This is a genomic window from Dysosmobacter sp. HCP28S3_G4 (genome assembly GCF_052065175.1).
Taxonomy (GTDB): Bacteria; Bacillota; Clostridia; order Oscillospirales; family Oscillospiraceae; genus Oscillibacter.
Genome location: NZ_JBQHUP010000002.1, coordinates 41,171 through 57,054 on the forward strand (window position 1 = coordinate 41,171; position 15,884 = coordinate 57,054).

At 55.9% G+C, this 15,884-nt stretch carries 9 protein-coding genes and 2 pseudogenes; all 11 read left to right on the plus strand.

What is annotated here, in order from left to right; genetic code table 11:
- Positions 1 to 10: 10 nt before the first annotated feature.
- The gene (locus ACTNBU_RS01075) at positions 11 to 259 is read left to right on the plus strand and encodes a DUF4315 family protein (protein WP_441029867.1); all 249 of its coding nucleotides are present in this window, start codon (positions 11 to 13) and stop codon (positions 257 to 259) included.
- Entirely contained in the window at positions 249 to 1,229 is a 981-nt protein-coding gene (locus ACTNBU_RS01080) for a CD1107 family mobile element protein (RefSeq protein WP_427796877.1), read from the plus strand. Before ACTNBU_RS01075 ends, ACTNBU_RS01080 begins: the two co-directional genes overlap by 11 nt.
- A gap of 47 nt (positions 1,230 to 1,276) precedes the next feature.
- A complete protein-coding gene (locus ACTNBU_RS01085) occupies positions 1,277 to 3,328 on the plus strand; it encodes a DNA topoisomerase 3 (protein WP_441029869.1) in 2,052 nt (683 codons plus the stop codon).
- Positions 3,325 to 3,633, plus strand: coding sequence for an immunoglobulin (locus ACTNBU_RS01090; protein WP_441029871.1), 309 nt, complete (start codon positions 3,325 to 3,327; stop codon positions 3,631 to 3,633). The genes ACTNBU_RS01085 and ACTNBU_RS01090 overlap by 4 nt, the downstream gene beginning before the upstream one ends.
- Positions 3,633 to 5,057: pseudogene (locus tag ACTNBU_RS01095) on the plus strand (LPD16 domain-containing protein); the annotation flags it as partial. The gene ACTNBU_RS01090 and the pseudogene ACTNBU_RS01095, both read left to right, overlap by 1 nt.
- A 183-nt stretch (positions 5,058 to 5,240) precedes the next feature.
- Positions 5,241 to 5,525: pseudogene (locus tag ACTNBU_RS01100) on the plus strand (YodL domain-containing protein); the annotation flags it as partial.
- Positions 5,511 to 5,819 (plus strand): DUF4316 domain-containing protein, encoded by a 309-nt coding sequence (locus ACTNBU_RS01105; protein WP_441029961.1) that lies wholly within the window; start codon positions 5,511 to 5,513, stop codon positions 5,817 to 5,819. The pseudogene ACTNBU_RS01100 and the gene ACTNBU_RS01105, both read left to right, overlap by 15 nt.
- Entirely contained in the window at positions 5,816 to 6,034 is a 219-nt protein-coding gene (locus ACTNBU_RS01110; protein ID WP_427796881.1) for a transposon-transfer assisting family protein, read from the plus strand. The genes ACTNBU_RS01105 and ACTNBU_RS01110 overlap by 4 nt, the downstream gene beginning before the upstream one ends.
- 179 nt (positions 6,035 to 6,213) lie before the next feature.
- Positions 6,214 to 14,994 carry an SNF2-related protein gene (locus ACTNBU_RS01115; protein ID WP_427796882.1) on the plus strand — a complete coding sequence of 2,927 codons (8,781 nt, stop codon included), beginning with the start codon at positions 6,214 to 6,216 and terminating at the stop codon, positions 14,992 to 14,994.
- Between the two features lie 2 nt (positions 14,995 to 14,996).
- Positions 14,997 to 15,518 carry a DUF3849 domain-containing protein gene (locus tag ACTNBU_RS01120; RefSeq protein WP_441029874.1) on the plus strand — a complete coding sequence of 174 codons (522 nt, stop codon included), beginning with the start codon at positions 14,997 to 14,999 and terminating at the stop codon, positions 15,516 to 15,518.
- A 2-nt stretch (positions 15,519 to 15,520) separates the two neighbouring features.
- Positions 15,521 to 15,856: a plasmid mobilization protein gene (locus ACTNBU_RS01125; RefSeq protein ID WP_441029876.1), complete on the plus strand. Its 336-nt coding sequence runs from the start codon at positions 15,521 to 15,523 to the stop codon at positions 15,854 to 15,856.
- Positions 15,857 to 15,884: the final 28 nt, after the last annotated feature.

The window sequence follows — 15,884 nt, forward strand, 5'->3', positions numbered from 1 at the left end:
AAGGAGCAGTATGAACCCGAAAATTGAAAAGCTGAAGGCGGAGAGAAGCAGGAATACCGAAAAGATTTCCGACCTTCAGAACCGCAACCGCAAGCTCTCCGAGCAGATTACGAAGCTGGAGAACAACGACATCATCGGTATGGTGCGTGAGATCGGTATGACGCCGGAACAGCTTGCCTCGCTTCTGAGCGGCAAGGCTGCGGATTCGCCCGCAACCGATGAATATGAAGAAACGGAGGGATATGAACATGAGAACTAAAAGGATGCTTCGCAGGGGGCTGACCGCACTGGCGGCAGCGCTTGCCATGATGACGGCGCTGGCGGCTCCCGCCTTTGCCTACGCAGGTGATTCTGCGGAGGCTGCTGAACAGCAGTCCTCCGGCAGTCAGACTGCCGTTCAGACGGAAAAAATCGGAACGGTGACGACCAACGGCGGCAGGCTGAATCTGCGCGACGGAGCCAGCACCAGCTACAACATCATCGGTCAGCTTCCCTGCGGCGATACCGTCACGGTGATCGGCGAGGAAAACGGCTGGTACAAAGTCGTCGTGCCCGAAAAGGAGGGCTATGTGTACGGCGGATATCTGAATGTCAGCGAGGGTACGGTTGTTACCGGGGATAATGCCGATACCGGTTCGACCGGTACAGAGAGTTCCGGAGCCCCGCTGACGCCCGACGGCAACCTGGAGCTTGTGGATGACGTGTACCAGACTTCGGACGGAAAGCAGTTCATCACGGTGCAGTCCAAGAATGACAACACCTTTTACATCGTCATCGACCGGGATAAGAACGGCGAAAACGTCTATTTTCTGAATCTGGTGGACGAGGCTGACCTGATGGCGCTGATGCAGGACGGCGAGGTCACGGTCAAATGCACCTGTACCGACCGCTGTGAAGCCGGCGATGTGGACCTGAACTGTCCGGTCTGCAAGACCAACCTGACGGAATGTACCGGAACGGTAAAGGAGGAACCGGAACCCACCGTCGTTCCGGAGGAGCCGGAAGAACCGGAGCCTGAAAAGAGCAGCTCCGCACCGCTGCTTCTCCTGCTGCTGATTGCCGGTCTGGGTGCGGGCGGCGCTGTGTACTGGTTCAAGTTCAGAAAGCAGAAGCCGGATACCAAGGGCCCCGATGATCTGGATGACTACGACTTCGGCGATGATGACGAAGATGATGAGGAAGAGTACGTCATCGAGGACGACCAGCCGGAGGAAACGGATGAAGTGTAATGGCGCAAACCGCATCTGCGCTAATCAGAGAAAGAGAGGATAATGATATGAAGCTTGTGATTACCGAAAAGCCCTCTGTGGCAAAATCCATTTCTGCCGTCCTTGGCGCTGACAAGCGCCGGGACGGTTATTTTGAGGGAGAAAATTTCCTCATTTCCTGGTGCTTCGGCCATCTGGCGGAACTGGCTTCCGCCGAGGTGTATGACGAGGCATATGCCAGATGGAGCCGTGAACAGCTCCCCATCATTCCCGAAAGCTGGCAGTACAGCGTCGGGCGCGATAAGAAAAAGCAGCTGGATCTGCTGACGGAGCTGATGCGCCGTTCGGATGTGACGGAAATCATCAATGCCTGCGATGCGGGACGCGAGGGCGAACTGATTTTCCGCACCGTCTATCTTCTGGCAGGCTGCGTGAAACCCGTGAAGCGCCTCTGGATTTCTTCCATGGAGGATGCTGCAATCCGCGAGGGCTTTGAAAACCTGCGTGACGGCAGCGAGTACGATAAGCTCTATGCCGCAGCCCTTTGCAGAAGCAAGGCGGACTGGCTGGTGGGCATCAACGCTACCCGGCTTTTCTCGGTGCTGTATCACCGCACACTGAATGTCGGTCGCGTGGTGTCACCTACTCTGGCGCTGCTGGTAGAGCGCGAAGCGGAAATCAAGGCTTTCCAGCCGGAGCCCTTTTACGCGGTGAAGCTGGACGCCGGTGATTTTACGGCGGTCAGTGAAAAAATGAAAAACAAGCCGGATGCGGAAAGCCTGAAATCCGCCTGCACAGGAACATCGGCGGTGATCCGCAGCGTGGAGCAGAAGGAAAAATCCGAAAAAGCTCCGGCGCTCTATGACCTGACGACACTCCAGAGAGACGCCAACCGAATCCTGGGCTTCACCGCCCAGCAGACGCTGGACTATCTTCAGTCCCTGTATGAGAAAAAGCTCTGCACCTATCCTAGAACCGACAGCCGCTATCTGACGGACGATATGGAAAGCGGAGTCCCGGCCGTCGCTGCCTGCGCCGCCGGCATTCTCGGCGTATCGGTCGGAGATGTGTTTTCAAAACAGGTCTGCGACAGCCGTAAGGTTTCCGATCACCATGCAGTCATTCCCACGATGGCTGCCGGAGAAGCCGAACTCTCTGCGCTGACGGCCGGAGAGCGCGAGGTGCTGAAGTTGGTTGCCCGTCAGGTGCTGATGGCGGTCAGTGCGCCGTACTCCTATCTGGAAACGGTAGCAACCGTCGAATGCGGCGGACAGGTATTCACCACAAAGGGCAAAACGGTGCTGAACGCCGGCTGGAAAAGCTATGCGACGGGCGAACAGAAGGAAAAGGTGCTCCCTCCGATGACCGAAGGACAGTCCATTGACAATTTTGCCGTTTCACTGGAGGAAGGAAAGACAAAGCCGCCTGCCCGATACACCGAGGACACGCTGCTTTCCGCCATGGAAAATGCAGGTGCAAAGGAGATGCCGGATGATGTAGAGCGCAAAGGGCTGGGCACGCCTGCTACCCGTGCCGGGATTCTGGAGAAACTGGTCTCCTCTGGCTTTGTGGAGCGAAAGAAGAATAAAAAGGCGGTCAGCCTGGTTCCGCAGGACATCGGTATCTCCCTGATTACGGTGCTTCCGGAACAGCTCCAGTCTCCGCTTCTGACTGCGGAATGGGAGATCATGTTGAAGGAGATCGAGCGCGGTGAGCTCTCCCCGGAGGCATTTATGGCGCAGATCAGCCGCATGGTTTCCGAACTGGTGCGCGACTACGAGCCTGTGAGCGGTGCGGAGGTGCTGTTCCCGTCCGGACGCCCGGTGGTCGGAAAATGCCCCCGCTGCGGCGGTCCGGTTACGGAGAGCAAGACCGGCTTTTTCTGTGAGCGCCGCGACTGCCGCTTTGGGCTCTGGAAGGACAACCGCTACCTGTCCGCAAAGCATATCATTCTGACGAAAAAGATGGCGGAGGCGCTTCTGAAGGATGGAAAAACCTTTGTCAGCGGCATGTACTCCGAAAAGACCGGCAAAAGCTATTCCGCCTACCTCGTACTGACGGACGACGGGCAGAAATCCAGCTATGCACTGGAGTTTGACAGAGAGAAAACCGGCGCATGAAGCTGAGCCCCGCAGAACGCGAAACAATTATCCTGTTTTCCGATGCAGACGATACCGCCAGCGTCTACACCTACGACAGGAGGCTGATTAAAAAGCTGGACGCCCTTTGCAGAAAATGTCCGGAAGAAGTGTATGAGGAGAAAAAGCGCTCCTCCGCCGGTGCGAAAAGCTATATCGTGCCCAAAAGCTGTGTTTCCGTCCGTGAGCCGTTTTCCAGAGCGCGTCGCGAGGCGGCCAGCAGGCGCGCAAAGGAGGCCGGCACCGTCCCGCCGGACAGAAGCAAAGGCCGCGTTTCGGATGAATAATGCAGGGAGATGGGCGCAGGGCTTCGGCTCTGTGCCCTGTTTCCCGGAAAGGATGGTATATGGCAGAAAAACAGAGCAGCAGGGACAGGCTGAAGGAGATCACGGCAAGCATCGAGGACGGCATCAAGGAGCTGTTCCAGTCGGAGAGCTATGCGCAGTATCTTCAGACCATGAGCCGGTTTCACCATTACAGCGTAAACAATCAGGTGCTGATTCATATGCAGAAGCCGGACGCCACGCTGGTGGCAGGCTTCAACAAATGGAAGAATCAGTTCGGAAGAAATGTCATCAAGGGAGAACACGGCATTAAAATCATTGCTCCAACTCCCTTCAAAAAGAAAATCGAGCAGGAAAAGCTCGACCCGGATACGCAGCTTCCCATGCTGGACGCGGACGGGAAAATCATTACGGAGGAAAAGACCATCCAGATTCCCATGTACAAGCCGGTGACGGTGTTCGATGTTTCACAGACCGAGGGCAAGCATTTGCCCCAGCTGGCACATGACCTGTCGGGCAATGTGGCGAATTACGATGTGTTCATGGAGGCGCTGCGCCGCTCTTCTCCGGTTCCCATCTCTGTTGAAGTGATGGGCGGCGGTATGGACGGTTACTTTGACCTGGAGCATCAGGACATCGCCATCCGCAAGGGCATGAGCGAGGTGCAGACGGTATCTGCGGTCATACATGAGATGGCGCACGCACTGCTTCACAATCGAACCAAAGATACTGAGGAGAAAACTCCGGAAATCTCCCGCAGTACCGAGGAGGTGCAGGCAGAAAGCATTTCCTATGCGGTGTGCGCCTATTACGGCATTGCCACCGGCGACAACAGCTTCGGCTATATCGCGTCCTGGTCAAAGGACAAAACCCTGCCGGAGCTTCGGGAAAGTCTGGAGGTAATCAGCAGGACCGCCGACGGCCTTATCAACGATATCGACCGCCATTATGCGGAAATTATGAAAGAGCGCGAAGCGGAGCTGATTGCCGCTGAACCTGCCATGACGATGGAACGCCTTTATGCCGTGGATGACCGGTATCTTCATGTTCAGCGCACGGACACCGGCGTGGATTACACGATTTACGATAAGGCATCCATGAAGGAAATCGACGGCGGTCAGCTGGATATGGAGATCAGCACGCTGACCGAGGCGGCGTTGGAAATCTGCACCTCCCATGAAATCGGGCAGAACGCCCCGCTTCAGGTTGCGGATATCGGAATACTGGATGAATTGCAGGTCACGCGGGATGCGGCGATTGCCATCGAGCCGCCTGTGCAGGAGAACCTGGAGCCGGAGACGGATACTCCGGCTGACCCGGCAATTTCCGTGGAGGCGCGGAACGCCTACGGCTATACGGATGATGCAATGCTCCCGCTGACAAAGGAGCGCGCTATGGAACTGTTTGAACGCGATGTGCCGGTATATCTTCTCTATGGGGACAATACCGAGGCGATGGCCTTTGAACAGACGGAGATACTGAACCACGACGGCATCTTCGGCATTGACTGCGCAGACTGGGAGGCAGTAAAGGAGCAGTTTCCTGTCGTCACGGAAAACAGATGGCAGAAAGCGTTCCAGCAGAATCCGGCAGACAGCTACTGCATTTATCAGCTCTGCAGAGATCCGGAACTGGCAGAGCTTCGCTTTATGAATTCTCATTATCTCCGGGAACATGGGCTTGAGCCTGCATTTGACCATTACGAGGCAGTCTATTCTGGGGCGCTCCCGTCTGACGGCAGTACAGAAGCCCGTCTGGATGATCTGTACATGAAATTCAACACCGCCCACCCGCAGGATTATACCGGCCACAGCCTGTCCGTCAGCGACATTGTTGTCTTAAGGCAGCAGGGTGCGGTAAGCTCTCATTATGTGGACAGCGTGGGCTTTGTTCAGCTTCCGGCGTTCCTGCCAGACAATTACCTGAAAAATGCGGAGATGTCCATGGAGGACGATTACGGGATGATCGACGGCATCATCAACAACGGTCCAAAGGAACAGCCGGAGGTCAAGCCAAAGGCTCCCGATCTTTCGGCACTGTTTGAAGCGGCCAGACAGGTCGTTCAGGAAGATAAGCAGGTTTCTGAATCGGGCAAAAAGCCTTCCGTTCTGGCCATGCTCCATGCACCCGCGCCGTCCAGAAGCGAAAAGACCGCGCAGACAAAAAGCGCAGAAAGGGATCTGATATGACGAATTTCACCAATGACGAGATGAATCTGATGTGCATCTACAGCGCCGGCAGCAGCCGTACCGACCTGATGCAGAAACTCACGGAAATGAAGAAGTACCTGGAGCGCGATGAGGTACAGCTGTTGTCGCTGACCGAGGGGACGCTTGCAAAACTGGGAACAATGACCGATGAGGAGTTCGGGCAGCTGGAGCTCTACCCTGATTTCGATATCTGATTCTATTCCGAAAAAAGGTGCAGACGCACCCGATTTCGGAATACGGCTTGATTCCTATTTCAGATTTTTGCGGGAAACCGCAGAAATCTGAAACAGGATAGTTCTAAATCAAAATATGTGGAGGAAGAAAGCGTTCGTGTGATACGGGCGCTCTTTTCTTTTGAAAGGAGACGTGATCTATGGTAAGTAAATTGCAGGAGTACCGAAGAATGTCGGAAGAGGCGCAGCGGCAGTTGACCGGAAGCCTGGAGCGCTGGCAGTCCTTCCTCGCCACCGCGTCGAGGCTGTACAAATACCCGTATCACGAACAGGTCATGATCCATGCCCAGCGCCCGGACGCCACCGCCTGTGCGGAGTTCGACGTCTGGAACAATACGATGCGCCGGTATGTGCGGCGCGGTTCCAAGGGTATCGCGCTCATCGATACCAGCGGAGACCGCGAGCGACTGCGCTATGTGTTCGATGTTTCGGATACCGGCACCCGGCCCAATTCCAGAAGCCTGAACCTGTGGGAACTGCGGGAGGAGCATATTCCAGCCGTGTCTTCTATGCTGGAGAAAAACTACGGCGTTCCGGCAGGCGAAAACCTTGCCGATCAGCTGGAGACCGTGGCTTCTCAGCTGGCGCGGGAATACTGGGAGGACAACCGCAGGGACATTCTCGGCATCCTTGAGGATTCTTTTCTGGAAGAGTATGATGAATTCAACGTCGGAGTGGCCTTCCGGAATGCCGCCGAGGTCAGTATCAGTTATTCCCTGATGCTGCGCTGCGGTTTGGAGCCGGAAAACTACTTTGAACACGAAGACTTTATGAGCGTTTTCGATTTCAACACCCCGGAAACGGCGGGCGCGCTGGGAACGGCGGTGAGCGGCATCAATCAGCAGGTGCTGCGGGAAATCGGAGCGACCATCCGAAACTATGAACGCGAACAGATCGCGGAAAGGAGCACAGAACATGGAAATGACGTACAGGCAGAACGGGGATTATCTGATCCCGGACATCAGACTGAGCGAACAGGAGGAGACACCCATCGGGAAGTACGGTCAGATGCGGAAACAGTATCTGAAGGAGCATCGCCCGATTCTCTGGAACCGTCTGGTGCTGTCGGAGCAGCTGTATCCGCACCTTCGGGAGATCGACGGGACGGCGCACCGGAGGCTGGACGAGCTGATGCCGCAGATGGCGAAGCAGACCGGCGTGACGGAGGAACTGAAGCGCAGAGACCCGATGAAATGGGCGGGCATGATGAATACGCTGAAGGCACAGGCCGAGGAGATCATTCTGAACGAGCTGGTGTACAATTAACAGCCGGTGAGCCGGAGCCTCCGGAAGAACTGAATAGCGGATATACTGCCGGGGCAGAGTTTGAACAGCTCTCCCTGAACCTTTTCCTCTCGGAACAGGAGCAGATATCCCAAATTGATGAAGCGGATCGCACAACCGAAGTGCTGTCCGCTTTTTCTTTTTCCCAGACGGAAATCGACGATATGCTCCGTTTTGGCAGCAACACAAGCCATGCCAGAGAGCATATCGCGGATGCGTTCCAGAAGCAGAAGCCGATTGAGGAAATCGCGGTGCTGCTGCAAAGGGAATTCCATGGTGGCTACGGCATCCGGGGCGAACACGGCGATTATGCCGCGTGGTATGACGGGGACGGCATTCATCTGCACAAAGGCCGTGAGGCCAGATACGCCGCTGATTCTCATGTCATTACATGGGAGGCTGCGGCGGAAAGAATCGGCCAACTGCTGGAAGAAGGCAGCTTTGCTTCCAATGTGGAGCTTGCCGAGGCTGGTGGGCGTGTCCGTTCCGAGCTGGCGCAGAGCCTGCTCTATCTGAAGCATGACCTGAGTGAGGAAGCAAACCGGGTGGGCTACTTCTCCTCCATGGACGATCTTCCTGCCGGTTATCCGGACGCCACCGCAGCGCTTGCGGAGAAAATGGCGGACAACACTTATGTCGATACGCTTCGCGGCGAATTCCTGACATTCCTAAATGACTATGCGGAAAACAGAGAACTTCTGCGCTTTCATTATCACCGGATGGATGAGCTGTGGCAGGGAGTCAGGGACATCTCCGCTGAGCGCCGGGGATATCCGGACGGGCCTGCCGAATTTGCGGAACCGCAAAGCTTTATCACCGAGGATGAAATCAGCGAAGTCCTTGCCGGCGGCAGCTCTGTGGCGGGCGGAAAGGGCAGAATCTACGCCTATTTTACCGCAGACCACACCATGAAGGAAAAAGCGGATTTTCTGAAACAGGAGTACGGCATCGGCGGACGCTCCCACGCGCTGTCCGGAGCAGACCATTCCTCCGAAGATCACAGTGCCAAGGGCATCCGGCTGACCAAAGGCGGATGTGCCTCTGTAGAGCTGAACTGGACGAAGGTTGCCGAGCGTATCTCCTCCCTCATCCGGAAGGACAGGTACTTCACCCAGGAGCAGAAGGATACCTATGCGCGGATGCACGATGAACCGGAAATCTCTGAACCTGAAGAACCTGCGCAGGAGGAACCTCCTGTCATAGAAGAATCCGCGTCCGAGCCGATTAAGCAGCCTGTTTCTGAACCGACTGCTGCGCCGGAGCCTGTCACAGCCGATGAAATCAGCGATGCACTCATCCGCTGGAACGGCAGTTTTGAAAGCAAGGCCCGTGTCAACGACTATATGCAGGTGCATGGGAGGGAGCGCGGAGCTGCCGCATGGCTGAAAGATGAGTTCGGCGGTGCGGATAGCTTTTCCGTTGTTACCAACCATGGAATGCTGGAATTGCCGTGGGCGAAAGTGCAGCGTCAGTTGGGGATTCTGGTGAATGACGGACGCTTCTTTACCGAGGCCGACCGGATGCTAGCGCAGGCGGAACAGATTGCTGCCCAGAGTGAGGTCGAATCTTATGAACGCTTCGCTGTCATTGAAACGGACGATGGCTACGGCATCTGGGACGATCTGCACGACGGCCTCTATGTGGATGAGGAAGGTGTGACTGCCGACTTCGATTCCGAGTGGGTGGCAGAGAACTATCTGATCGAACTAAAAGAGAAAATTGCCCAGCGGGAAGCTGCCGAATGGGAGTATGTGGAGCAATCCAAATATGAGGCGCAGACCGAGGAAAACGATGCGGCGGATATGCAGGCGGGTATCGCTTCGCCGGAGAAAACTGAACCTGCGGAAATGGAGTCTGTACCCCATTTTCAGGACGATAACGACCTGATCGGCGCGGAACTGACACTGGACGGCAGGCGCTTTGCGGTGGATGAGGTCAGGGATGGCCGCGCCTCCCTGCGGGACATTACATTCCAGAACGGAACCGGTTTTCCCATTTTCCGCAATGAACCGGTTGAGACCGTGCGCGGGATTCTCTTCCCGGAAAAGACGACGGTGCCCCAGGTGAATCTGGAAGCCGAACTGACCGAGGCAGAGCTTGCCCTGATGCGCCCGCAGCTGGACGCGGCAGGGATTGACTACCTGGTTGCCAATGCCGGGTACAACAGACGGACCATCAGCTTTTCCTCCCAGCATTATCGGGAAGTACAGGATATGCTGGATGCGCTGCCTGAGGAACTGGAACAGCCTCGCTTTACCGTGGAGCTGACTTCCGATGCTTTTGAAGAGCCGTTCATCATCCGGGATAATTCCGTGCCGGAGGGACGGGACGGCCAGTATTATGATGTGGGCGGCATCTATCAGACGTTTCGTTCAGAGCAGGAGGCGCAGAAATACGCCGACAGGCTGAATGGCAAGGAAACATTTGAACAGCCGCAGATGACTTCCGAGACCGAGGCAGTTTACCCCGGCGAGCAGACCGGACTTCCCTATGACATCGTTACAGAACGGTTGCACACAGAGCCGGAGCATACGCCGCCCGAACCGGAGGTCAGCACAGATGATGCTATCGATGCAAATCCGGTTTCCGTACAGATCGGCGGCGAGTGGAAGACATTTCCCAACACCGGTGCGGCAGAACAGGCGATGTACGAAGAATACAGGGCACAGACCCACAGGAACGCGCAGAATTTCCGCATCACTGATTCTGACCTGGGGACAGGCGGTGCCAAGACCAAGTATCAGGCAAACATCAGCGCCATCCGGCTGCTGAAACAGCTGGAAGCCGAAGGACTTCAGGCTATCCCGGAGCAGCAGGAAGTGCTCTCCCGGTATGTGGGCTGGGGCGGTCTGGCGGACGCCTTTGACCCGGATAAGGAAAACTGGCGTGCGGAATATGCGGAACTGAAGGAACTGCTCACACCGGAGGAATACGAGGCCGCAAGAGCCTCCACGCTGAACGCCCACTACACCAGTCCCACCGTCATTCATGCCATGTATGAGGCGCTGGAGAATATGGGCTTTGAATCGGGCAACATTCTGGAACCCAGCATGGGCGTCGGGAACTTCTTCGGCTGCCTGCCCGAGTCCATGCAGAACAGCAGGCTTTACGGTGTGGAGCTGGACAGCATCACCGGACGGATTGCAAAGCAGCTTTACCCCAAAGCAGACATTACCGTGGCAGGATTTGAAACCACCGACAGACGGGATTTTTATGACGTTGCCATCGGCAACGTGCCGTTCGGACAGTATCAGGTCAATGACCGGGCTTACAACAGGCTCGGTTTTTCTATTCATGACTATTTCTTTGCCAAGACGCTCGATCAGGTACGCCCCGGCGGCGTGATTGCCTTTGTCACCAGCCGCTACACCATGGACAAGCAGTCCCCGGAAGTCCGCAGGTACATTGCGCAGCGGGCAGAGCTGCTGGGCGCAATCCGTTTGCCCAATAACGCCTTCAAAGCCAATGCGGGCACGGATGTTGTCTCCGATATCATCTTCCTGCAGAAGCGGGACTGCCCCATCGAGATTGAACCGGACTGGGTACATCTGGGGCGGAATGAGGACGGCTTTGCCATCAACAGCTACTTTGTGGAGCACCCGGAGATGATTCTGGGGCGGCAGTCTTCCGAAAGCACCCAGTACGGCAGACAGGATTTCACCGTAGAACCCATCGAAGGACTGGAGCTTGCCGACCAGCTTCACGACGCAGTGAAATACATCCGCGGCACCTATCAGACGGCGGAGCTGCCGGAGCTCGGCGATGACGAGGCGCTTTCGGATAGCATCCCCGCAGACCCGAATGTCAAAAACTACAGCTATACCGTTGTGGACGGAGAGGTCTACTACCGTCAGAACAGCCTGATGAGCCGGCCGGCGCTGAACGCGACCGCATCGGAGCGCGTCAAGGGGCTGGTGGAACTGCGTGACTGCCTGCACCACCTGATCGATCTCCAGATGGACGCCATGACTCCGGACAGCGCAATCCGGCAGGCACAGGCAGAGCTGAACACGCTCTACGATAATTTTTCTGCAAAATACGGCCTCATCAACAGCCGCGCCAATGCGCTGGCATTTCAGGACGACAGCTCCTATTACCTGCTGTGTACACTGGAGGAGCTGGACGAGGAAAAACAGCTGAAGCGCAAGGCAGATATCTTCACCAAGCGCACCATCAAACCCCATGAGGTTGTGACCTCCGTGGATACCCCGTCCGAAGCGCTGGCGCTGTCCATCTCCGAAAAAGCCTGCGTGGATCTTGAGTATATGCAGCAGCTGACCGGCATGGACGAGTCATCGCTGATTGACGGCCTGCAAGGCGTTATCTTCCGGGACCCGGTGAAAAGCGAGTGGCAGACTGCCGATGAGTATCTTTCCGGCAATGTGCGCCAGAAACTGCGGGAAGCGGAACAGGCAGCATCTGCCGATCCGGCCTATCTGCCCAATGTGGAGGCACTCCGTTCTTCCCAGCCGAAGGATCTGGACGCTTCTGAAATTGAGGTGCGCCTGGGAGCAACCTGGATTGACCAGAAATACATCCAGCAGTTTATGGAGGAAACCTTTGAGCCGCCGTATTACCTGCGCCGGAGTATCCAGGTGCATTTCTCACCGTTCACTGCGGAGTGGAGCATCAGCGGAAAATCCCAGCCGTCCTACAACGACGTAAACGCCTATATGACCTATGGCACGGAGCGCGCCAACGCCTACCGGATTCTGGAGGACACGCTGAACCTGCGCGATGTGCGCATCTATGATACTGTGACCGACCCGGACGGCAAGGAACGCCGGGTTCTCAATTCCAAAGAAACAACCCTTGCCCAGCAGAAACAGCAGGCCATCAAGGACGCCTTTTCCGAGTGGATCTGGAAAGACCCGGACAGACGGCAGGAGCTTGTGACACGCTACAATGAGCTGTTCAATTCCAACCGGTCGCGCGAATATGATGGCTCCCATATCACTTTCAGCGGCATGAACCCGGAGATTCACTTACGGGAACATCAGCTGAATGCCGTCGCACACATTCTCTACGGGGGAAATACGTTATTGGCGCACGAGGTTGGCGCAGGCAAGACCTTCGAGATGGTCGCTGCCGCCATGGAGAGCAAACGTCTGGGGCTTTGCCACAAGCCGATGTTTGTGGTTCCGAATCATCTGACCGAGCAATGGGCTTCGGAGTTTCTGCGGCTGTACCCGTCTGCCAACATTCTGGCGGCAACGAAAAAGGATTTTGAACCGAAAAACCGCAAAAAGTTTTGCGCCCGCATTGCCACCGGCGATTACGACGCCATTATCATCGGGCACAGTCAGTTTGAGCGCATCCCCGTTTCCATGGAACGGCAGGAGCGACTGCTGCGGGAACAGATCGATGAAGTCACCGAGGGTATTGAAGAACTGAAAAACAGCCGTGCGGAGCGCTTTACCATCAAGTCCATGGAGCGCACGAAGAAAGGACTGGAAACCAAGCTGAAAAAGCTGCTGGAATCCGGAAGAAAGGATGATGTTGTTACCTTTGAGGAACTGGGCGTTGACCGGCTCTATGTGGACGAGGCACACGCCTTCAAGAACCTGTTTCTTTATACAAAGATGCGCAATGTGGCCGGACTTTCAACTACGGATGCACAGAAATCCTCCGATATGCTGCTGAAATGCCGCTACATCGATGAGCTGACCGGTGGCAAAGGCGTGGTGTTCGCAACGGGTACGCCCGTCAGTAACTCCATGACTGAGCTTTACACCATGATGCGCTATCTCCAGCATGACACGCTTCAGAAAAAAGGACTGGCGCATTTTGACTGCTGGGCTTCCACCTTCGGTGAGACCACAACGGCGATTGAGCTGGCTCCGGAGGGCACCGGCTACCGTGCCAGAACGCGCTTTGCCAAGTTCTTCAATCTGCCGGAGCTGATGACCCTGTTCAAGGAAGTGGCCGACATCAAGACATCCGACCAGCTCCACCTTCCCGTGCCGGAAGCTGTCTATCACAATGTGGTGGCACAGCCGACAGAGATTCAGCAGGCGATGGTGCAGGAGTTATCAGAGCGCGCTGCCAAAGTCCATGCCGGTGCGGTGGACGCCAGCGTGGACAATATGCTCCGCATCACTACGGACGGAAGAAAGCTGGGACTCGACCAGCGCATCATCAATCCTGATCTGCCGGATGACCCGTCTAGCAAGGTCAATATGTGTGTGGATAACATCTACCGCATCTGGGACGAGGGTCAGGCGGACAAACTGACCCAGTTGGTGTTTTGCGACTTGAGCACACCCAAAACCGGTGCTCCAGCGGCGAAAGCAGCCAAGGCGGTCGGCGGTAATCTGGATGATCCGGAGCTTCATGCTGTCGCAGGTGCTGTTAAGGACGACCCTCCGGAACCGGAGTTCACCGTCTACGATGACATCCGGGAGAAACTGGTGGCAAGAGGCATTCCGCGAGAACAGATCTCCTTTATCCATGAGGCCAATACCGAGGCACGGAAGAAAGAACTGTTTGCCAAAGTCCGTTCCGGTCAGGTGCGTGTGCTGATGGGCAGCACCTTCAAAATGGGGGCCGGCATGAACGTGCAGGACCGGCTTGTGGCGCTTCATGATCTGGATGCGCCGTGGCGGCCGGGCGACCTGGAACAGCGCTCCGGACGAATCATCCGTCAGGGAAACAGGAACAAGCAAGTCCACATCTTCCGCTATGTGACGGAGGCCACCTTTGACGCTTATCTCTGGCAGACGCTTGAAAACAAGCAGAAGTTTATTTCGCAGATTATGACAAGCAAAAGCCCTGTGAGAAGCTGTGAGGACATTGATGAAACCGCGCTGTCCTATGCGGAGATCAAGGCGCTCTGTGCCGGTGACGAGCGCATCAAGGAGAAGATGGATCTGGATGTGGATGTGGCACGGCTGAAGCTGATGAAGGCCAACCATCAGAGTCAGCAGTACCGGTTGGAGGACAACCTTCTCCGTCACTTCCCGGAACAGATTGAACAGAACAAGGGATTCATCGCAGGATTTCAGGCAGATATGCAGACGCTGGCGGAACATCCCCATCCGCAGGACGGCTTTGCCGGCATGACGGTGCGGGGCGATGTTCTGACCGATAAGGAAAACGCCGGTGCAGCTTTGGTTGATGCCATGAAGGAAGTCAAGGGGCTGGAACCGGTGCCCATCGGCAGCTACCGCGGCTTTCAGATGTCTCTGACGCTGGAGGATTTCGGAAAGCAGTATGTGCTGACCCTCAAGGGGAAAATGTCCCATCGCGTGGAGCTGGGCAAAGACCCCAGGGGCAATCTCATCCGCATCGATAATGCCCTCGCCGGCATGGAGACGCGCCTTGCCCGTGTGCAGGAAAAGCTGGATTCCCTTTATGCGCAGATGGAAACCGCCAAAGCGGAGCTGGGCAAGCCCTTTCCGCAGGAGCAGGAGCTGAAGGAAAAATCTGCCCGTCTGGCGCAGCTGAATATTGAGCTGAATATCGATGACAGGACGCCGATGGAGGCAATGGCCGAGATTGCAGACAGCGAGCCGGAGGTGCGCCCTGCTGTCAGAGCAAAATCCGAAAGGCCGTCTGTGCTGACCAAACTCCATGCCCCGCTGCCGCAGCGGGACAGTCATCCCAAACAGAATGAAACCGAGAAGGAGGTTCGCTGAATATGGAAAAGAAAATCGCAACGGATACGCCGTTATACCGGCATGATGCAGCCTATGCCCGCGAGCATGGAGAACTGCCGCTGTACAGAGAGTCCTATCAGGCCAACATCGCCTGCAAGGAGGCGATTGAGGAAGCCATTTCCGAGAATTACGGCAACAACCGTCTGAATTCTCAGGCAGTGTTTGATGCGATCAGCGCGGAATTCAGCATGGAGAGAATCCAATATGTACTGGCCAATACCGTGCAGTATAAGGATTGGGACGGACGCATCAGCCGCGCCAACCGGGAGTGGGCGCAGACCGTGCCGGTTGTGCCCAACCCCGATTCCTGGGGCGGAGACCGCAACTGCTATTTTGTGGTGGACAGGCCGCATACCGGACTGACGGATCTGTTCATTACCCATTTCCGAAAGGAACTGGAGAAAGCCCCCAGAGGGAAAAAGCCGTCTGTTCTGGAAAAGCTCCAGAAGCCACTGCCGGACACTGCGCCGAAACCCGGCAGAGAGAAAGCGCAGGAGCTCTGATTATGGCAGATACCAGGGACATCAGTATGCACTTCTGGGCAACACAGGAGGAGTATGATCTGATTCAAAAGAACATGGCGCTGTCGGGCAGTACGAACCTCAGCGCCTTCCTGCGGAAGATGGCCATTGACGGCATGGTCATTAAGCTGGATATGCCGGAGATTCAGGAGATGTTGCATCTGCTCAGGCGCGCAAACGCCAATATCAATCAGATTGCCAGACATCTGCATGATACCGGACGCATCTACGATACAGATTTGGAGGAAATACTGGGGTTTCAGAAAGAAACCACTGCCCGTCTGAACGATATTCTCACCAAATTGTCCGCCTTGAAATAAGGACAATACACCCCATGGGCAGCAGAGC

Bases quoted from the DNA above. Each gene is read 5' to 3' on its own strand.
- ACTNBU_RS01075 (WP_441029867.1), top strand. From the start codon at position 11: ATGAACCCGAAAATTGAAAAGCTGAAGGCGGAGAGAAGCAGGAATACC.
- ACTNBU_RS01080 (WP_427796877.1), top strand. From the start codon at position 249: ATGAGAACTAAAAGGATGCTTCGCAGGGGGCTGACCGCACTGGCGGCA.
- ACTNBU_RS01085 (WP_441029869.1), top strand. From the start codon at position 1,277: ATGAAGCTTGTGATTACCGAAAAGCCCTCTGTGGCAAAATCCATTTCT.
- ACTNBU_RS01090 (WP_441029871.1), top strand. From the start codon at position 3,325: ATGAAGCTGAGCCCCGCAGAACGCGAAACAATTATCCTGTTTTCCGAT.
- ACTNBU_RS01110 (WP_427796881.1), top strand. From the start codon at position 5,816: ATGACGAATTTCACCAATGACGAGATGAATCTGATGTGCATCTACAGC.
- ACTNBU_RS01115 (WP_427796882.1), top strand. From the start codon at position 6,214: ATGGTAAGTAAATTGCAGGAGTACCGAAGAATGTCGGAAGAGGCGCAG.
- ACTNBU_RS01120 (WP_441029874.1), top strand. From the start codon at position 14,997: ATGGAAAAGAAAATCGCAACGGATACGCCGTTATACCGGCATGATGCA.
- ACTNBU_RS01125 (WP_441029876.1), top strand. From the start codon at position 15,521: ATGGCAGATACCAGGGACATCAGTATGCACTTCTGGGCAACACAGGAG.